The organism is Clostridium sp. ATCC BAA-442 (assembly GCF_964239415.1).
GTDB classification, from domain to species: Bacteria; Bacillota; Clostridia; order Oscillospirales; family Oscillospiraceae; genus Flavonifractor; species Flavonifractor plautii.
The window spans coordinates 40,046-58,943 of sequence record NZ_CAXSQB010000009.1; the positions used below are offsets into that span (position 1 = coordinate 40,046).

At 55.2% G+C, this 18,898-nt stretch carries 14 protein-coding genes, 1 tRNA gene and 1 pseudogene; 10 read left to right on the plus strand and 6 right to left on the minus strand.

Annotated features, from left to right (window positions below; genetic code table 11):
* Positions 1–7: 7 nt before the first annotated feature.
* The 6 genes from ACESY8_RS05860 (at position 8) to ACESY8_RS05885 (ending at position 9,306) form a co-directional block, all read left to right on the plus strand.
* A complete protein-coding gene (locus tag ACESY8_RS05860) occupies positions 8–3,244 on the plus strand; it encodes a type A blood alpha-D-galactosamine galactosaminidase (protein WP_054338393.1) in 3,237 nt (1,078 codons plus the stop codon).
* A 34-nt stretch (positions 3,245–3,278) separates the two neighbouring features.
* The gene (locus tag ACESY8_RS05865; protein ID WP_024723251.1) at positions 3,279–4,661 is read left to right on the plus strand and encodes an alpha-glucosidase/alpha-galactosidase; all 1,383 of its coding nucleotides are present in this window, start codon (positions 3,279–3,281) and stop codon (positions 4,659–4,661) included.
* Between the two features lie 87 nt (positions 4,662–4,748).
* On the plus strand, positions 4,749–6,140 hold the full coding sequence (locus tag ACESY8_RS05870; RefSeq protein WP_024723252.1) for an MFS transporter: 1,392 nt from the start codon (positions 4,749–4,751) through the stop codon (positions 6,138–6,140).
* 98 nt (positions 6,141–6,238) lie between these two features.
* Positions 6,239–7,561 (plus strand): class II D-tagatose-bisphosphate aldolase non-catalytic subunit, encoded by a 1,323-nt coding sequence (locus ACESY8_RS05875; RefSeq protein WP_054338394.1) that lies wholly within the window; start codon positions 6,239–6,241, stop codon positions 7,559–7,561.
* A 52-nt stretch (positions 7,562–7,613) separates the two neighbouring features.
* Positions 7,614–8,486, plus strand: coding sequence for a class II fructose-bisphosphate aldolase (locus ACESY8_RS05880; protein WP_044942948.1), 873 nt, complete (start codon positions 7,614–7,616; stop codon positions 8,484–8,486).
* Positions 8,487–8,640: 154 nt separating this feature from the next.
* The gene (locus ACESY8_RS05885; RefSeq protein ID WP_054338395.1) at positions 8,641–9,306 is read left to right on the plus strand and encodes a manganese catalase family protein; all 666 of its coding nucleotides are present in this window, start codon (positions 8,641–8,643) and stop codon (positions 9,304–9,306) included.
* Between the two features lie 166 nt (positions 9,307–9,472).
* Here the strand turns inward: ACESY8_RS05885 and ACESY8_RS05890 are convergent, their stop codons facing one another.
* The 4 genes from ACESY8_RS05890 to ACESY8_RS05905 form a co-directional block, all read right to left on the minus strand.
* The gene (locus tag ACESY8_RS05890) at positions 9,473–12,139 is read right to left on the minus strand and encodes an ABC transporter permease (RefSeq protein WP_434307943.1); all 2,667 of its coding nucleotides are present in this window, start codon (positions 12,137–12,139) and stop codon (positions 9,473–9,475) included.
* A gap of 12 nt (positions 12,140–12,151) precedes the next feature.
* On the minus strand, positions 12,152–12,820 hold the full coding sequence (locus ACESY8_RS05895; RefSeq protein WP_007492266.1) for an ABC transporter ATP-binding protein: 669 nt from the start codon (positions 12,818–12,820) through the stop codon (positions 12,152–12,154).
* Positions 12,821–12,931: 111 nt separating this feature from the next.
* The gene (locus ACESY8_RS05900) at positions 12,932–13,834 is read right to left on the minus strand and encodes a sensor histidine kinase (RefSeq protein WP_009260935.1); all 903 of its coding nucleotides are present in this window, start codon (positions 13,832–13,834) and stop codon (positions 12,932–12,934) included.
* Positions 13,831–14,490 carry a response regulator transcription factor gene (locus tag ACESY8_RS05905; protein WP_154025148.1) on the minus strand — a complete coding sequence of 220 codons (660 nt, stop codon included), beginning with the start codon at positions 14,488–14,490 and terminating at the stop codon, positions 13,831–13,833. The genes ACESY8_RS05900 and ACESY8_RS05905 overlap by 4 nt, the downstream gene beginning before the upstream one ends.
* A 216-nt stretch (positions 14,491–14,706) precedes the next feature.
* Here ACESY8_RS05905 and trhA point away from each other — a divergent pair, with 216 nt between their 5' ends.
* Positions 14,707–15,462 (plus strand): PAQR family membrane homeostasis protein TrhA, encoded by a 756-nt coding sequence (trhA, locus tag ACESY8_RS05910; RefSeq protein ID WP_138308788.1) that lies wholly within the window; start codon positions 14,707–14,709, stop codon positions 15,460–15,462.
* 50 nt (positions 15,463–15,512) lie between these two features.
* On the opposite strand, the gene trmB is transcribed toward trhA, so the two are convergent.
* A complete protein-coding gene (gene trmB / locus ACESY8_RS05915; RefSeq protein WP_070103446.1) occupies positions 15,513–16,184 on the minus strand; it encodes a tRNA (guanosine(46)-N7)-methyltransferase TrmB in 672 nt (223 codons plus the stop codon).
* A gap of 567 nt (positions 16,185–16,751) precedes the next feature.
* Between trmB and ACESY8_RS05920 the strand changes: the two genes are divergently transcribed.
* The 3 genes from ACESY8_RS05920 (at position 16,752) to ACESY8_RS05930 (ending at position 18,159) form a co-directional block, all read left to right on the plus strand.
* Positions 16,752–16,827 (plus strand) — tRNA-Pro (locus ACESY8_RS05920).
* Positions 16,828–17,100: 273 nt separating this feature from the next.
* Entirely contained in the window at positions 17,101–17,715 is a 615-nt protein-coding gene (locus ACESY8_RS05925) for a DUF5343 domain-containing protein (protein WP_152970461.1), read from the plus strand.
* 12 nt (positions 17,716–17,727) lie between these two features.
* Complete coding sequence (locus ACESY8_RS05930; protein ID WP_204681386.1) at positions 17,728–18,159, plus strand: Swt1 family HEPN domain-containing protein; 432 nt, start codon at positions 17,728–17,730, stop codon at positions 18,157–18,159.
* Positions 18,160–18,447: 288 nt separating this feature from the next.
* Here the strand turns inward: ACESY8_RS05930 and ACESY8_RS05935 are convergent.
* A pseudogene (locus ACESY8_RS05935) lies at positions 18,448–18,898 on the minus strand (tyrosine-type recombinase/integrase); the annotation flags it as partial.

Consider the following 18,898-nt stretch of genomic DNA (forward strand, 5'->3'; position numbering starts at 1 on the left):
CTCGGAAATGCGTGGTAAAAAGTTCATATCACTCACGCTCAGTACGATGCTGTGTCTGCAGCTCTTGCCCACCGCTTCTTTTGCGGCGGCGCCTGCAACGGACACCGGCAACGCAGGACTGATTGCAGAAGGTGATTATGCCATTGCCGGCAATGGCGTGCGCGTCACTTATGACGCGGACGGGCAGACAATCACTCTGTACCGCACAGAGGGGTCTGGGCTTATCCAGATGAGCAAGCCTTCTCCATTGGGAGGGCCAGTGGTTGGAGGGCAGGAGGTTCAGGACTTCAGCCATATTTCATGTGATGTGGAGCAGAGCACCAGCGGAGTGATGGGCAGCGGTCAGAGAATGACCATTACCTCTCAGAGCATGAGCACGGGCCTAATTCGTACCTATGTGCTGGAGACCTCTGATATCGAGGAGGGTGTGGTATATACTGCAACATCCTATGAGGCAGGAGCTTCTGATGTGGAAGTGTCTTGGTTCATTGGCAGTGTGTATGAGCTTTATGGTGCGGAAGATCGTATCTGGAGCTATAACGGCGGCGGTGAGGGGCCGATGCACTACTATGATACGCTTCAAAAGATTGACCTGACCGACTCTGGCAAGTTCAGTAGGGAGAATAAACAGGATGACACGGCTGCAAGTATTCCTGTGTCAGATATTTACATTGCTGATGGAGGGATTACCGTTGGCGATGCTTCTGCAACCAGAAGGGAGGTACATACTCCGGTTCAGGAAACCAGTGATTCAGCTCAAGTTTCTATCGGGTGGCCAGGCAAAGTCATTGCCGCCGGAAGCGTGATCGAAATTGGTGAGAGCTTTGCTGTAGTCCATCCGGGTGACTATTATAACGGCTTGAGAGGTTACAAAAATGCAATGGATCACTTGGGCGTGATTATGCCTGCACCTGGGGATATTCCTGATAGCAGCTATGATCTCCGATGGGAAAGCTGGGGCTGGGGGTTTAACTGGACGATCGACTTAATAATCGGCAAATTGGATGAACTTCAGGCAGCCGGAGTCAAGCAGATCACTTTGGATGATGGTTGGTATACCAATGCAGGAGACTGGGCCTTAAATCCAGAAAAGTTTCCAAATGGAGCCTCCGATGCGTTGCGGCTGACAGATGCAATTCATGAGCATGGTATGACTGCACTCCTTTGGTGGAGACCTTGTGACGGCGGGATCGATAGTATACTCTATCAGCAACACCCTGAATATTTCGTTATGGATGCAGATGGAAGACCTGCAAGGCTTCCTACTCCTGGTGGTGGGACCAATCCCAGCTTGGGATATGCACTTTGCCCTATGGCGGATGGTGCGATTGCAAGCCAAGTTGACTTTGTAAACCGTGCAATGAATGATTGGGGGTTCGATGGCTTCAAGGGAGATTATGTGTGGAGTATGCCTGAATGCTACAATCCTGCACATAACCACGCCTCGCCAGAAGAATCCACTGAAAAGCAATCCGAGATATACCGCGTCTCTTATGAGGCTATGGTGGCCAACGACCCCAATGTGTTCAATTTGTTGTGCAACTGCGGTACGCCCCAGGACTACTATAGTTTACCATATATGACACAGATTGCTACAGCTGACCCCACTTCTGTGGATCAAACAAGGAGACGCGTGAAAGCCTACAAGGCACTGATGGGAGATTATTTCCCTGTTACAGCCGACCACAATAACATCTGGTATCCAAGTGCCGTCGGTACGGGCTCTGTTCTCATTGAAAAACGTGACCTTAGCGGTACTGCCAAGGAAGAATATGAAAAATGGCTTGGGATTGCGGATACAGTTCAGTTGCAGAAAGGCCGGTTTATTGGCGATCTTTACAGTTATGGTTTTGACCCTTACGAAACCTATGTGGTGGAGAAAGACGGGGTTATGTACTATGCCTTCTACAAAGATGGGAGCAAATATAGCCCCACTGGCTATCCAGATATTGAGTTGAAGGGGCTAGATCCAAATAAAATGTATAGGATTGTTGACTATGTCAATGATCGTGTCGTGGCAACAAACCTGATGGGTGATAACGCTGTATTCAATACACGTTTTTCCGACTATCTACTGGTTAAAGCGGTGGAAATTTCGGAACCGGATCCAGAACCTGTTGACCCTGATTATGGTTTCACCTCTGTTGATGACAGAGACGAGGCTCTTATTTACACAGGGACATGGCATGATGACAACAACGCATCTTTCAGCGAAGGGACTGCACGTTATACCAACAGTACGGATGCTTCGGTTGTATTCTCCTTTACTGGAACTTCCATTCGCTGGTATGGCCAGAGGGATACCAATTTTGGCACGGCAGAAGTTTATTTGGACGATGAACTGAAAACAACAGTTGATGCGAATGGGGCCGCAGAAGCAGGCGTATGTCTTTTTGAAGCGCTTGATCTTCCGGCTGCCGAGCATACCATTAAAATTGTGTGCAAGAGCGGAGTGATTGATATTGACCGCTTTGCATATGAAGCTGCTACCCTTGAACCCATCTATGAAAAGGTCGATGCGCTCTCGGATCGGATCACTTATGTTGGGAATTGGGAAGAGTATCACAACAGCGAGTTCTACATGGGAAACGCAATGCGCACAGACGAAGCCGGCGCTTATGCTGAACTGACTTTCCGTGGTACAGCCGTACGCCTGTATGCAGAGATGAGCTTCAATTTTGGCACTGCAGATGTCTATTTAGACGGAGAGTTAGTGGAAAACATAATCCTATACGGCCAGGAAGCAACTGGGCAGCTAATGTTTGAGCGTACGGGACTGGAGGAAGGAGAACATACCATTCGCCTTGTACAAAACGCCTGGAACATCAATTTGGACTATATTTCTTATCTACCAGAGCAAGATCAACCAACGCCGCCGGAGACGACGGTTACTGTTGATGCAATGGACGCCCAACTGGTGTATACAGGCGTATGGAATGATGACTATCATGACGTCTTTCAGGAAGGAACCGCCCGTTATGCCATTAGTGCCGGCGCCTCGGTCGAGTTCGAATTTACTGGAAGCGAAATCCGTTGGTATGGACAAAATGATTCCAACTTCGGTGTTGCCAGCGTTTATATCGATAATGAGTTTGTGCAGCAGGTAAATGTTAACGGAGCTGCGGCTGTGGGAAAGCTTTTGTTTCAAAAGGCTGATCTACCAGCCGGTTCGCACACGATCCGCATTGTGTGCGATACTCCGGTTATTGATTTGGACTATTTGACTTATACCACTAACGCATAATGTTTCATTCCAAATAAAATAGGAGGTTACTCATTTGGATAAAATTACATTTCTTGGCGCAGGCAGTACCGTCTTTGCAAAAAATGTCTTAGGCGACTGCATTACGACGGATGCTATGCGCGAGTTTGAGTATGCGCTCTATGACATTGACCATCAGCGGTTGGAAGAGTCCTATATGATGCTTTCTAATATTAACCGGAACTCTAACGACGGAAAGGCTAAGGTCGTCAAATATGCAGACCGGCTGGATGCTTTACGTGGAGCAAAATACGTCATTAACTGCATTCAAGTGGGAGGATATGACCCCTGTACGATTACAGACTTTGAAATTCCCAAAAAATATGGACTGCGCCAGACGATCGGAGATACGCACGGCATCGGTGGAATGTTCCGGGCACTGCGCACCATCCCTGTAATGTTGGACTTTGCGAAAGACATGGAGAAGGTCTGTCCTGATGCACTCTTCATCAATTATACAAACCCCATGTCCATGCTATGCTTGGCGATGTTCCGAGCCAGTTCTGTCAATACAGTTGGTCTGTGCCACTCCCACCAGGCCTGTGTACCTGAACTCCTCGCCGAGCTTGGCATGCCCTGGGACGGCGTTTCTTACAAGATTTCGGGCATCAACCACATGGCCTGGCTATTAGAGATTAGCCGCAACGGCGAGGATCTCTATCCCATCATCCGCAAGCGTGCCCAGGAGGGACCAATTTACGCCCCCACGCTTGCATTGCGTGAGTTACATCCTGAGTATGCGGACAGAATTCCGTCAGTGGCCGAGCAGTTTACTCCTGATAATCATCATGATATGGTTCGCTTCGAAATCATGAAGCAGTTCGGCTACTTCGTCACAGAATCCAGCGAGCACAGCAGCGAATATTACCCCTGGTTCATCAAAAAGGACCATCCTGAGCTTATCGACCGCTTTCACATCCCGCTGGATGAGTACCCCCGCCGTTGCCGCGATCAGATTGCGCGGTGGAAGCAGCAGGCCGAGCATCTGGTCCACAATGAGAACCTGACCCACACAAGGAGCAGCGAGTACGCCGCCGGCATCATCGAGGCACTGGAGACCGGCAGAACCTTTGGATTTGCTGGTAACGTTCTCAATACTGGGCTTATTGACAACCTGCCCTTCGATGCCTGTGTGGAAGTCTCCTGTATGGTAAACGAGGGTCATCTCTCCCCCTGCCACATGGGGCCGCTTCCCAATCAGCTCGCCGCGCTGAATCGGCGGCAGATCGAGGTGCACCAGCTCACCGTAGATGCCGCTCTCACCAGGAAGAAGGAGTACATCTATCAGGCCGCCATGCTGGACCCCCATGCCGGGAGCGAACTGACCATCGATGAGATCCGCAGCCTTGTGGACGACCTCATACAGGCCCACGGCGACTGGTTGCCGGAGTATCATTAAATAAATGCAAGAGCCACAGGGACCCATGCCAAGGTTATTCGCGCTTGCCCCGCAACTCGTTGAGGAAGAAACAAGGAGGGAAATTTTGTGTCTACCGAAGTCGTTAAGGAAGCTAAATTAGAGGAAGAACCAAGGCAATGTACCAAGAAGGAAAAGCTCGGCCACGCAATTGGTGTACTCGGGCATGATTCTATGTATACCTTGTGGTCTACCTGGACTACTCCGTTTTTAACGGATATTCTAAAGCTGCCCGCCGGCTTCCTAGCGTTCCTTTTTGGTGGGGCTCGATTCTTTGACGCCTTTACCGATATCTCTATGGGTATCATTGCAGACCGTACTAGGAGTAAGTGGGGCCGGTTTCGCCCGTGGCTTCTCCGCTCAGGTCCTCTTATGGGGATCTGTTTAGCACTCTCTTTCTTTAAGCCCGATATCGGCACCATCGGACTGTGCATTTTTGCAGGTATTATGTATATCATCACAGGCAGTATTGTGTTTACCTCTGTGGATATACCATTCTGGAGCTTGCCTGCGGCAATGACCAGCAATACGAAAGAGCGCTCGGAAATTGTTGGCTTCACTACCACCGCGTCCAATACCATTACTGGAATTATTGGATTAGTGATGCCAATGGCACTGGCCTTCTTTGGCGAATTTAACTGGTATGTTTACTTTTTCCTTGCACTTGCTGTTGCCGTCTGGGGTGTGACCATGTACCTGATTTCCTTCAAGTTGGTACGGGAGCATGTGGTACCAGACGACAGTGAGAAGTTTGAGCTCAAACTGGCACTAAAAAATATTTTTCAAAACAAGCCCTTGCTCCTGATCCAAATCTCAAATATCTTTTGCCTGCTAGGTATGATGCTGAAAGGCTATCTCAATTATTATTATTGTGTATATAACTGGGGCAGCCTGGGTTATATGACTGTGCTGAACTTGATTAATCTGGTTGGTATGGTTGTAGGCGCATTGATCTTCACCTTTCTCTCTCAGCATATTGGGAAAAAGAATTGCATGTTTCTCTTTGCCGGACTCATGACAATATCCAGCCTCGTTCTCTACTTTGCCGGGTATCATAACGCTATTGTACTTTTTGCCACATCTTCTGTCTCAACTGTATGCGTTGGAGCTGTCATGGTCTGTGTCAACGCGATGATGATGGATACAATTGAGTATGGCGAATGGAAAACCGGCCAGCGCAATGAAGCTATGATTACCTCTACCCGTTGCTTCGTGACCAAGTGTGTCATGGCAGTCGCAGGTATCGCTGTTGCCGCTGTAATCGGTCTGACTGGCTACATTCCCCAAGAGACCGTACAGCCGGTGAACGTATTAAATTCTTTCCACTTTGTATATACGCTAGTCAGTGCTGGAATTATAATCCTTGCAGTTGTCCCCATGCTGTTCTATAAGCTGACCGAGAAGCGCCACGCTGAGATCATGGAGGAGTTGGCCGCCCGCAAAGCCAGCAAGACCCAATGAAGAAGTTCTTAAATTTTATCGTCTGAAAACAGAACGTGCCAATGGGGCACCCGGCGGCTATCGCCGGGTGCCCTCTGTGCAAAAGGAAAGGGGAAGCTATGACCAATCTACAAATTCAAAATCCGCTTTCTGAACTCTTGCAAAAGCGCGGACAGAATCGTGAAATGGGCCTCTATTCCTGCTGCAGTGCCAACGAGTATGTAATTCGGGCGGCCCTTCGCCGGGCCAAGGACCGTGATACGGTGGTGCTGGTAGAGGCGACTGCAAATCAAGTGAACCAGAACGGCGGCTATACCGGCATGACCCCGGTAGCGTTCCGGGCGTTTCTGAACCGTTTAGCTGAAGAGGAAAATTTCCCGATTGACAAACTGCTCTGCGGCGGCGACCACCTGGGTCCGCTGACCTGGACCCATTTTCCCGAGGCTGAGGCAATGAAAAACGCAGGCGAACTGATCCGCTCCTATGTACTGGCTGGCTTTTCCAAAATACATATTGATACCAGCATGCGCCTGGCGGACGACGCGCCCAATGAGCGGTTATCGGATGTTGTGATCGCCCACCGCGGCGCCCAACTCTGCCGTATCGCCGAGGAAGCTTTTGCCCAATACAGTGCGTGGCACCCGGAAGCCCCTGCGCCGGTCTATATCATCGGCAGTGAGGTGCCCATCCCAGGCGGCGCCCAGGAAAATGAGGACAGCGTAACCGTAACCGCGCCGGAGGACTGCGAAGCCACGCTGTCCACGTTCCGGGCGGCGTTCTGCTCCAATCATTTGGAGGCGGCATGGGAGCGTGTGGTTGCCATTGTGGTGCAGCCCGGGGTGGAATTTGCCGACGAAAGCGTGATCGAATATGACCGGACAGCCGCCCACAGCCTGACGGAGCATTTAAAGCGGCACCCCAACCTGGTCTTTGAAGGACATTCCACGGATTATCAGCCGCGGCAATGCCTTCGAAAGATGGTAGAGGACGGGATCGCCATTCTCAAGGTCGGACCAGCTCTGACCTTCGCCCTCCGGGAAGGACTGTTTGCCCTGGAGCAGATCGAACGGGAATTGTATGGGATGATGGATTTCCCGTGTTCCCATTTTCGTGAGATCCTGGAGCAGGTCATGCTGGAGGACCAGGGCCAGTGGACCAAATATTATCATGGCTCTATGCCGGAGAAGCGGTACGCCCGGGCTTTCAGCTACTCAGACCGGGCCCGGTATTACCTGACCAACAGCAAGGTACAGGGTGCGCTCCGCCTCCTGCTGGATAATTTGAACACAGCAGGCATCCCAATGGCCCTGATCAGCCAGTATATGCCAGTCCAATACGCCAGAGTCCATGCGGGTATATTGCCTCCCAAGGCTGAAGACCTCCTGATGGACCGTGTGGGGGACTGCATCGACGACTATCTCTATGCGGTACTCAGGGACTGAAGCAAATCTGGAGAAAGCAAAGCCTTGAATACGGAAAGGGTGGAAATATTATATGGCACTGGTAAACAGCAGAGGACTTTTGAGGGATGCCCGTGCAAACGGTTATGCGGTAGGCGCGTTCAATGTAGAAAATATGGAGATGATGCAGGCTGTCATCGCGGCGGCGGAGGCCGAGCACGCGCCGGTCATACTTCAGACGACGCCATCCACATTAAAATACGCGGAGCCAGCAGTCTTCGCGGCCATGGCCCGTGCTATGGCCGGTAAGGCGTCTGTGCCAGTGGCTATGCACCTGGATCACGGAGACCGGTTTGGACTATGTCAGCAGGCCGCGTCAGACGGTTATACCTCCCTGATGATCGACGGCTCTAAACTGCCGCTGGACGAAAATATCGCCCTGGCCCGCAGAGTGGTGGAGATGGCAAGCGGGATGTCTTCCCGGCCTTGTGTGGAAGCGGAGCTGGGGAAACTGGGCGGTAAGGAGGATGATCTGGAGGTCAAGCCAGGTGAGGATCTTTACACAGATCCAGGCGAGGCGGCCCGTTTCGTCCGGGAAACGGGAATCGACTCTTTAGCCGTAGCCATTGGGACCGCACATGGTTTCTACAAGGGCAAGCCCAGGCTGGCCTTTGAGCGGCTGACTCAGATCCGGGAAGCGGTAGATATCCCCCTGGTGCTCCATGGCTCCTCCGGTGTCCCGGACGAAGATGTGCAGCGTGCGGTATCCATGGGTGTGTGTAAGGTCAACTTCGCCACGGAGCTTCGGGCCGCCTATACCCAGGCGGTACGGGACTGTCTGGCTCATGACGCCGCGCTCTACGATCCCAAAAAATATGGGGGCCCCGCGCGGGAGGCCGTCATCTCTCTAGTGCGGCATCGTATAAAAATTTGCGCTGGTAAGGTCGGCTTGATTGCTCCCTTGTAAGTATATATGACTTTTCTTTCCTAATGCATATCGTATTCTTTTGGTGGTAAAGGTATTTCAATCTGCCGCCTGTATCATGCAAAACGAGCAGAGCCCGCATAGCTTTTCTAAATTGCGGAAAGCTAAACACAACCAATCGGAAGGGGTGATATGCTTGTTCAAGCACGAAAAACAACTGTTTCATCCAGTAGAAGTGGAGCAGCCCAATCCTCAGTATGCCGCACTATTGCAGGAGCAGCTCGGCGGCGGCAACGGCGAGCTAAAAGCTGCCATGCAATATATGTCCCAGAGTTTCCGCATCAGAAACCCCAAGATCAAGGATCTGTTTATGGATATCGCGGCGGAGGAGCTGAGCCACATGGAAATGGTAGCTCAGACCATCAATCTGCTCAACGGTCATGACGTGGAAGCAGGCAAGGTCCAGGCAGGCGAGATCGAAACACATGTTCTGCTTGGCTTGAATCCCGGTCTCATCAACGCCTCCGGCTATTCCTGGACAGCAGACTATGTCACTGTCACTGGAGATCTCTGCGCGGATCTGCTGAGCAATATTGCCTCCGAGCAGCGGGCCAAGGTAGTATACGAGTACCTCTACCGCCAGATTGAGGACAAAAAGGTACGGGAAACCATCGACTTCCTGCTCAACCGTGAGGAGGCGCACAACCAAATGTTCCGGGATGCCTTTAATGAGGTGCAGGACAGCGGCTCCAATCAGGACTTCGGTACAACCAAGGCGGCAAAGATGTATTTCTCCCTGTCCAACCCCGGCCCCAATGCATTCGCGGGAAATGAAGTATCCGCGCCCAAGTTTGCAAAATAAAAAGCGGCAGGGGCCGTGTGGTCAAGAGTTCTTCTGCTTTATAAACCATCCTTTCCCTCAAGCCCTTGCTCCGCAGGGTCTTAAGGGGTGCATTCTTATCATAGGCCAAAACGAGAGCCGACTTGTCAAACAAGTCGGCTCTCGTTTTATATCCTGCGCCCGTTTGTCATTCCGCCTCCCGCAGGCGCTCCACCACGGTGTGCCGGGCGATGGAGCGGTAGGTCAGCAGGGGGATCACCAACCCCAGGACCACGAAGATGGGGAAAATAAGCAGGATGGGCGCCAGGGTGAAACGGTAGGTGAAGAACCAAAACAGGCTGTTCACGGCGGTACCCAGCAGCGGCCCCATGACCACTGTGAGGAGCAGGGAGGCCAGCACGGCCGCCAGGGTGTAGAGGAGGCCCTCCAGCACCAGCATCTTCTTGAGCTGCCCGCCGGTCATACCGATGGACTGGAGCACGGCGAACTCCCGCCGGCGGGTGATGATGCCGGTGAGCACGGCGTTGAAGAAGTTGAGCACGCCCACCAGGCCCACGATGAAGCTCAGCGCCCCGCCCAGCATCAGGAACATCCCCCGGAAGCCCTCAAACTCTGCGGCGTAGGTGGCCTTGCTCTCGTAATCGAGCTGGGGGTTGACGTTCTCCGTGTAGTCCCGGAGAAAGCCCTCCATATCCGCCGTCGCGCCGTCGTCCACGTCAAAGGCGTAGTACATGATATCCGCCGTGCCGGTGTCCTGGAGGAAGGTCTGGTCGTTGAGGATAAACTCGTCGGCCCCGTAATAGCGGTAGCTCAGGGCGGTGGGGACGCTGACCAGGGCTGCCACCTCATACTCGAGGTCCCGGTACTTCACCGCCCGGGCGGCAAAGGGCGCGCCCTCCGGAATGTCCTCCTCTCCGCCGTACACCTCGCCAGTGTTGGGGTTGTAGTACTCGTACTCCTCCACGTGCCGCAGTGTAATTTTATCCCCAAGGCGGGCCCAGTGGCTGTCCATCCGCGGGCTGCCGTAGTCGTCCTCGGAGTACACAGCGGCCACGTACCGCCCGCCCGGCTCGTAGAGCTTGGAAATATCCCCCTCCAGCACGGTCAGGCGGTCCAGGGCAAACCGCTCCATACCGTAGAGCTGGGCCCGGTCGGCCAGCAGGCCGTCCTCCGTGCGGTCCATGCCGGACACCATCTGATCCAGGGTTTCCGCGTCGTTCCACCGGCCCCACACCGAGCGGTAGTACTCCTCGGTGATGAACTCCTCCACCGGGGAGGTGCAGCCGTAGGTGCGGCCGCCGGCCGTGATGCCGCCCCGGGCCTCCACCTCTTCCACCGCGTCCTCCGGCAGGGCCATGTCCGGGTTGAATACCTCCCCGCCGGTCTGGAAGTGTCCGGCATCGGCCAGGATGAAGTCGCTGGCCGTAAAGGCGGCGATATACTTATCCATGTCGAAGCCCTTGGCGAAGGTGACCGTCATGGTGAGCAGCACCACCGCCAAGCACAGAGAGAGCACGGTAACCACCGTCTTGCCCCGGTTCCGGCCCAGGTTGGCCCAGGCCATGGAGAGCAGGGAGACCCCCTTCCCCGCCCGCTTTCCGGCCTTCCTGCGGGTTTTGCTCCCTTCGGTGTAGCGCACCGCCTCAACAGGGGACACCTTTGCCGCCATCCGGCCCGGCTTTCGGCAGGACAGGAGCACCGTCACCAGGGCGAACAGGGCGGAGGCCGCAAAGAGGACGGGGTTGACGGACACAACATTGGTCACGCCGTTCAGCCGGCCGATCACCGCCGGGGTGAGCCCCGCCCCCACCAGCCAGCCCAGCAGCAGCCCCACCGGGATCCCCGCCAGGGAGAGGGCCAGGGCCTGGTAGCGGATGATGCGCCGGAGCTGGCGGCCGGTGGTGCCGATGGTCTTGAGCAGGCCGTAGAAGCGGATGTCGTTGGTGACGGAGATCTGGAACACGTTGTAGATGATCAGATAGCCGGTAAAGAGGATGAGCAGCAGCACGGCGGCAATGGCGGCCACCACCTGGACGTCCAATCCGCTGGCGAGCTGGGCGCCGGTGTAGCCCCAGTTGACGCCGGAGCGAATATAGTCCTCCCCGGCGGCGTCCTCGCTCTGGAACCCGTGGCCGGCCAGAATCTGCTCCATGTCCCGCTCGATGTGGGCCGAGCCGCTCTTGAGCATCACGTCCAGGTTCCAGGCGCCGGTCATGCCGTCCTCCGGGGCGTTGGGGTTCACCCCCGCCTCGTCCAGCAGGGCGTCCACCCGGCTCTCCGGGAGGAGCACGTGGTTGGCTACGATGGCCTCGTCGTACTCCCACCAGCCGGAGAGGGTGAAGGTCTGAGTGGTCTCATGCCCGTCCACATCAAAGGTGAGGGTGAACCGGGCCCCCAGCTCCGGCTCCACGCCCAGCAGCTCCAGCACGTGGGTGTCGGTGGCCGCCTCGTCGGTACCCTCCTGGGGCAGGCGGCCCTCCGCCGGGTCGCAGTACATCCAGTGGGCGTCGTTGGCGTCGGCGTAGCTCACCTCCACGTGGGCTTTGTTGAAAGGGTCCTGAGTCGGCATACCCACGAACCGCCGCAGGCCGGCCTGCCCGATCAGGGGGTCGTCCTTCAGCGCCTCATACTGCGCTTCGGTCAGGTATTTGAAGCCGCCGTGGGAGTAGCCGCCCACCTGCCGGAAGTTGTTCTGCTGGAATCCGTCGTTGATGGACAGGGCGATGGTGAACAGGGAGGTAAAGAGCACCGTGGTCAGCGCAATAGCCAGCACCGCGATGAGGTTGCGGGTGCGGCTGGCCCGCAGGCTCCGCCGTGCCAGGGTGCGCACACACTTGCGGTTGGAGACGTTCATACCCTCGCCCCCTTACCGCGTGACGATGCGCCCGTCCTCGATGCGGACGATGCGGTCGGCCAACTGGGCGATCTCCTCGTTGTGGGTGATCATCACCATGGTCTGGGCGAACTTCTGCCCGGTGACCTTCATCAGTCCCAGCACATCCTGGCTGGTGCGGGAGTCCAGGTTGCCGGTGGGCTCGTCGGCCAGGAGGATGGCGGGCTTGGCAGCCAGGGCCCGTGCGATGGCCACCCGCTGCTGCTGGCCGCCGGAGAGCTGCCCGGGCAGGCTGTCCAGCTTCTTCTCCAGCCCCAGGACGGCGATCACCTCCCTGACGTAGCTCTCGTCCACCGCGCCGCCGTCCAGCTGAATGGGGAGGACGATGTTCTCATATACGCTGAGCACCGGCACCAGATTATAGGCCTGGAACACGAAGCCGATCTTCCGCCGCCGGAAGATGGTCAGCTCCTCGTCCTTCAGGGTGGACAGCTCCCGGCCGTCCACCGTCACCGTGCCGGAGGTGGGCCGGTCCAACCCGCCCAGCATGTGCAGCAGGGTGGACTTGCCCGACCCCGACGTGCCGATGATAGCCACGAACTCGCCGTTCTCCACGCTCAGCTCCACCCCGTCCAGGGCTTTCACCAGGGTGTCCCCCGCGCCATAATATTTCTTCAGTTCCCTGGTCTGCAAAATCGCCATTTGGAATCTCCTCCTGTGGAAAAAATGGGTACTGCCTTCTGACAGTACCCATTGTAGTGGATCAATCTTTCCACACTCTTTCTCAAATCTTACAGTTTGGAAAGATCCGCCCTATTCCCGGGGCAGGTAGAGGGAAAAGGTGGTTCCCTGGCCGGGGCGGGAGGCCACCTTGACATAGCCCCCCTGCCGCCGCAGGATCTCCCGGACCAGGTAGAGACCGATGCCCACCCCCTCCTCCGCCCGCACAGCGCCGCCCCGGTAGAAGCGGCCGAAGATCCGCCCCTGCTCCTCCTCTGGGATGCCGATGCCGGTGTCGGACACGTCCACCCGGCAGAACTGCCCCAGGGGGACGGCGGAGAGGGTCACCCGTCCCCCCGCCGGGGTGTACTTTACCGCGTTGTCCACCACATTAAAGAGGGCCTCCGCCGTCCACTTCCGGTCAAAGCGGGCGGCCGCCCCGCAGGGCTCCGCCGCCAGGGTAAGCCCCTTGGCCTCCGCCTGAGGACGGGCCTGGGCCAGCGCCCCCTCCAGCAGCGGCCCCACCGGCTGGGGCTCCGGCGCGGTGGTAATGATCCCCGTCTCCAGCCGGGAGGCTTTCACCAGGGCCTGGATCAGAAAGGACAGCTTCTCCGCCTGCCGGGACAGGGTGGCCGCCTGGGCGGCCTGCTCCGGGGACAGCTCCCCCTCCGCCAGCAGGGAGGCGTACAGCAGGATGTTGGCGATGGGGGTCTTGGTCTGGTGGGAGATGTCGGAGATCAGGGTCTGTATAGCGGCCCGCTTCCCCTCCAGCTCCCGGGCCGAGGCGGCGCTGCCGTTGAGAAACCGGGCCAGCCGGCCCTCCAGGGCGGAGAGGCGGGACTCGTCAAAGCGGCTCTCCCGAAAGCTGCCGTCCACCGCACCGGCGAGCATCCGGTCCAGCCGGGCCAGCAGCCGCCGGGTGTAGAGCCACTGGACCAGCCCGAAGCCCGCCCCCAGCGCCGCCAGGGCCAGGGCCCCGCACACCGCCGGGGTCACCGTTTTTCCTCCCAGGTGTAGCCCAGGCCGTACACCGTCTTGATGGGGGCGTCCGTCAGCTTGTCCCGCAGCCGTTTCACCGCCACCGACAGGGCGTTGGCGTCCACAAACTCGCCCCCGTCCCACACCCGGTCCAGGAGCTGCTCCCGGGTCAGGGTCTGCCCCCGGTGCTCCACCAGCAGGCGCAGCAGCCGCTGCTCCGTCTTGGACAGCTCCACCTCCGTCCCGTTCCGCATAAAGCGCAGGCGCTCAAAGTCGAAGGAGAAGGGCCCCAGCTCCAGCGTGGCCGCCGGGGCGCTCCCCCGCCGCAGCAGGCGGTTCACCCGGGCCCGCAGCACCGCCAGGGAGAAGGGCTTGGTCACGTAGTCGTCCGCCCCCAGCTCCAGGCCCGCCACCTGGTCACTCTCCAGGTCGTTGGCGGTGAGAATCAGCACCGGCACCCCGCTGGTTCGCCGCAGCGCAGTGAGAAAATCCAGTCCATTTCCGTCGGGCAGGTTGAGATCCAGCAGCACCAGCGCGTATTCCCCTTCGCTCAGGGCCGCCCAGCCCTGGGCCAGGGTGGCCGCCACCCTGATTTCCCGGCCCTCCCCGGCCAGCGCCAGGGCGGTCCCCCGCCCCAGCGCCTGATCATCTTCTATCAGCAGAATCCGCTCCATGCTCCGCCCTCCCCTGTTTCGCGCCTCTTATCATAACACACTCCGGTCCCTCCGGCAACCGCCGCCTTGTCCGCATAGTGCCGCCCGTTCCGCCATATCCTAGCGTTGTTCCCTTTGAACAGGAGACCGAATATAATTTCAAAAATTATATTTAAAGTTTCTATTGATTATATTGTGCGGCATGTGTTATACTAAAGGTAAGGAAAGGTGATCCATATGAATCAGGAAAACGCACTCCCCCGCCGCAAGGCCATGCTCTATTATCCTTCCCAGGCAAAGCCGCGCCCGGCCAGGCTGCGGGAAAAGGACCGGGACCCTTATGACGGGCTGCGTCCCTGGTCCGCCATTACCCACGGCATTGGGGCCGCCCTGGCCCTGCTGGGCACCGTGCTGCTCCTGCTGCGCTGCGCCGCCCTCTCCCTCAGCCCCTGGCACGTGGTTTCCTTCCTTATCTATGGTGTGAGCATGGTGGGTCTATATACGGCCAGCACTCTCTATCACTGCCGCAACGTCAGCGTCAAGGGCCGCATCGCCCTGCGCAAGTACGACCACGCCTCTATCTACTTCCTCATCGCCGGTACCTATACCCCTATCTGCCTGGTGGTGCTCCGCACCGACGGTGCCTGGGGCTGGGCCCTGTTCGGTGTCATCTGGGCCTTGGCCCTGGCCGGGCTGGTGCTCACCCTGGCCTGGATCACCGCCCCCCGCTGGCTCACCGCCGGCATCTATATCTTCATGGGCTGGCTGGCTGTGGTGGCCCTCGTCCCCCTGCTGCGCCTGCTCCCCCCTGCCGGCTTTTTCTGGGTGCTGGGCGGCGGCATTCTCTACACCGTGGGCGGCGTGCTCTACGCCGTCAAGTGGCCTGGCCGCGATAATCCCCGCTTTGGCTGTCACGAGATTTTTCACCTGTTCATCCTTATGGGCTCGGTGTTTCACTTCATGCTCATGTACCGGGTGGTCGCGTTTCTCTGAGCACAAGTAAAGGAGCTTCCGCCATACAGCGGAAGCTCCTTTTTGCGCGGTCATTCCTCTGCTGGAGGCTCCGGCACTTCGGGCAGCGGGCCCATGGTACCCACACAGCGGTTGATCGGGGTCCCCAGGTTGTGGAACTTCTCCTCGTAGTCGGTCATTACACCGTGGATGCCGTCGGCGTGCAGGTCGCGGGTGACCTCAGACACCCCAAAGCCCACCCTGGGGAACTGGAACAGGGACCACTCGAATAGATCCCGGTTGTCTGTCTTGAAGTGGATCTCCCCCGCCTCTGCCAGCACCTGCCGGTAACGCAGCAGGAAGTCCGGGTGGGTCAGCCGCCGCTTGGCGTGGCGGTTGCTGGGCCAGGGATCGCAGAAGTTGATGTAGATGCGGTCTACCTCACCCGGAGCAAAGAACAGCGGAAGCTGCGCCACGTCCCCATCCACAAAAAAGACGTTGTGCAGCTCCTGAGCACAGACCCGCTCCATGGCGATCACCATGGCGTCCGGCACCCGCTCCACCGCAATATAGAGCGCCTGTGGATTCTGCGCCGCAGTCTCCGCCGTAAAGCGGCCCTTGCCGCAGCCCAGCTCCAGAAAGACCTCCTTCGCCTCGGGCATCAGCTCCCGCCACTTTCCCTTCCGCTCCTCCGGGTCGGAAATCAGCACCCGGGTACAGCGTTCCATCCGCACTCCCAGGTTCGGTTTTTTTCTCATTCGCATAGCCTATCTCACCTCGTATGGGCTATCATATCATATCAAAATGCCCTCTTGCAATCCTTCTGTCTATATATTATAATAGAAAAGCTGACTGAGCAACAAAGTGGAACACTCCAACAAAATATCCGGGTGTAGCGCAGTTGGTAGCGCACGTGATTTGGATGCACCGTCCTAGCTATCCACGATGGCAACAGCCGAAGCCAGGAAAGCCTTGAAACGCGGGCGTTTGCTGGATTTCGCCGGGTCACGAAATTGGGTCGAAAAACGGCTTTGACCACAGCATTGCCCACAGACACGAAAAACTTGCTTTTCCCTTCTCTGCATGGTATCATGCAAAAAAATTAAATATCCGGGTGTAGCCTATCGGTCAGGCACTTGCTTTGGGAGGATAGACGACCTATCCATTCCCCTAAAAGCGAGATCCCGGAAGTCCTTGGGACAGTAGCCTGCGGCGGAAATTCCCTGGATGAAAAACTCCCGCAAAACCGGGCTTGACCACAGCGCCGCCCACAGACACGGGAAACTTGCTTTTTCCTTCCTCGCGTGGTATCATGCAAAAAAACTGAATATCCGGGTGTAGCGCAGTTGGTAGCGCACGTGATTTGGGTTCACGGGGCCGAGCGTTCGAATCGCTCCACTCGGACCAAGAAGCCCTCTGGAGTGAAAACTCCAGAGGGCTTTTGCATTGTCAACGGCCATGCAATTTTTGAGATTATTTCAGCCCTATCTTGCATCGTGTTTAATCGGCCATAAAACGGAAAGCCAACTTGATGCTGGGTCGATAGGTTCATCTCTCTTTTTCAGATTGTAACACAAATATGTCCATAATCCCATTGGTAGAACTTTCTATCTATTATTTTGCATTTTCTATCAAATATGGTATAATACAATAAATTCATTTGACGAGGAGGGCTTTCCTGTGACCGACTACCCTTATATGCTATCTAACAATAAAATTTTACCTATTATTCAAAGTTTGCAGTCTGCAGCAAAGCCCAATAAGTTTACAACTGAATTTCTCAAAAACATGGGATTTAATAGTTCAAATGACAGAGCAATATTAAATTTGTTTAAGCGGCTGGGCTTTTTAACAGCAGATGGAGTCCCTACCGGATATTACGATCAGTTGCGTGATAAGGTGTTATATAAGAAAGTTCTTGCATCTCGCATCAAAGAATTATATTCTGAGTTATTTACCATCAATACCGAGATTTATAAAGAAACAGAAGCTAACATAAAAGGTGCTATTTCCAGGGTAACAGGAGGAGATGAAAAGTCGGTTTCTCGATGCTACAATACATTTAAAACATTATGTGGAATTGCGGACTTCGAACCGTTAAATGTCGTTGAGCAGGGGACACAGACAGAAGAGCAAGATGAGCATACAGAAGTGCCGTCCCAGCCCCATCAAGTGGTGCAACCGCAGTCTAATTTGGGCTTTCACTATAATATCCAAATCCATTTGCCCGCTACTACCGATATATCAGTTTATAATGCCATTTTTAAGAGTTTGAAAGACAATCTGCTGATTTGAATGGTAATAGATATGAGTGAACAACGATTAAGAGAGTTTGTTTTTAATGCACTCCTCGCTCAAGATTCTTTCCGGGCTTTAGAGAATGAGGGAATTAATATATTGAACGCAGACGATTATGCTACAATTAGTCGTGTAGTTGAGGCTGATTTTAGTCCTCGTATCTGGCATGATGCTCTAAAGATGTCCTCTGTCTACACCGCAATATATTGTATCGAGAACACAATCCGAAATTTTATCGTTGAAAGAATGTCAGAGCGATATGGAATTTCATGGTGGGATGATAAAGTGCCGCAAAAAATAAAAACTGCGGTCGCTTCATTAAAAAAGCAGGAAGAGAAAAATAAATACCATTCGAATCGCTCTTCCAATGAAATAGGATATACTATGCTCGGAAATTTGGGACAAATTATTATTGCTAATTGGGATGATTTTTCAATATAGTCCCTAACCAAGCATGGCTCATGTCTCGCATGGACGATTTAGAGATGTCTCGTAATATAATTATGCATACAGGAGTTCTTCCTGCGGATGAAATTGACCGGATTGAAAGTATTGTCAGAGATTTGTTGAGGCAGATTGGATAATATCCTGAACTATTAATTACTGATTACTCGAAACTGTTTTATATTTCTAATTTCGTAGGAACCTATAGTTACACTTGAACCAAAAGCCCTCTGATGTGAACTCCAGAGGGCTTTTGACTTGTTATCTGCAACGCAATTCTTCCGCTTATATTAGGCCAATCTCCATCCGAATTTCCTCATAATATCGTTTCACCGTGTTTTTATCTACCTGCACCGCCTTAGCGATGGCGCTCTTGCTGATGACCTCCGGGTGCTCCCGCATATAGGCGGCGATGGCTTTCTTCTTCTCACTGATCCCGTCCGGGATGGCATTCAGGTTTCCGCTTTCCTTGATAGCCTTGATCTCCGCCTTCATCTGCTCGATCAGCCCAGGCAGGAGTGCCTCACACTCCTCCCGCGTTTTGGCGTACACATTGCGGGAGTGTTTCTTGCCATCCGGCCACATGGGGGAGTAGCGGCCCTCCCAGCAGTTCTCGCTGATCTGGGTGATACACCCGGTGCCGGGCTTCCGTTTCCTTCCTGCATAGGGCTGGAATGTGGTCATGGTCCGTTTCTCTTGCGGCTCCGCAGGTGATTCCTGCGGAGCCGCTTTTGCG

Bases quoted from the DNA above. Each gene is read 5' to 3' on its own strand.
- trhA (WP_138308788.1), top strand. From the start codon at position 14,707: ATGAATCAGGAAAACGCACTCCCCCGCCGCAAGGCCATGCTCTATTAT.
- ACESY8_RS05905 (WP_154025148.1), bottom strand. From the start codon at position 14,490: ATGGAGCGGATTCTGCTGATAGAAGATGATCAGGCGCTGGGGCGGGGG.
- ACESY8_RS05880 (WP_044942948.1), top strand. From the start codon at position 7,614: ATGGCACTGGTAAACAGCAGAGGACTTTTGAGGGATGCCCGTGCAAAC.
- ACESY8_RS05875 (WP_054338394.1), top strand. From the start codon at position 6,239: ATGACCAATCTACAAATTCAAAATCCGCTTTCTGAACTCTTGCAAAAG.
- ACESY8_RS05890 (WP_434307943.1), bottom strand. From the start codon at position 12,139: ATGAACGTCTCCAACCGCAAGTGTGTGCGCACCCTGGCACGGCGGAGC.
- ACESY8_RS05860 (WP_054338393.1), top strand. From the start codon at position 8: ATGCGTGGTAAAAAGTTCATATCACTCACGCTCAGTACGATGCTGTGT.
- ACESY8_RS05930 (WP_204681386.1), top strand. From the start codon at position 17,728: ATGAGTGAACAACGATTAAGAGAGTTTGTTTTTAATGCACTCCTCGCT.
- ACESY8_RS05895 (WP_007492266.1), bottom strand. From the start codon at position 12,820: ATGGCGATTTTGCAGACCAGGGAACTGAAGAAATATTATGGCGCGGGG.
- trmB (WP_070103446.1), bottom strand. From the start codon at position 16,184: ATGCGAATGAGAAAAAAACCGAACCTGGGAGTGCGGATGGAACGCTGT.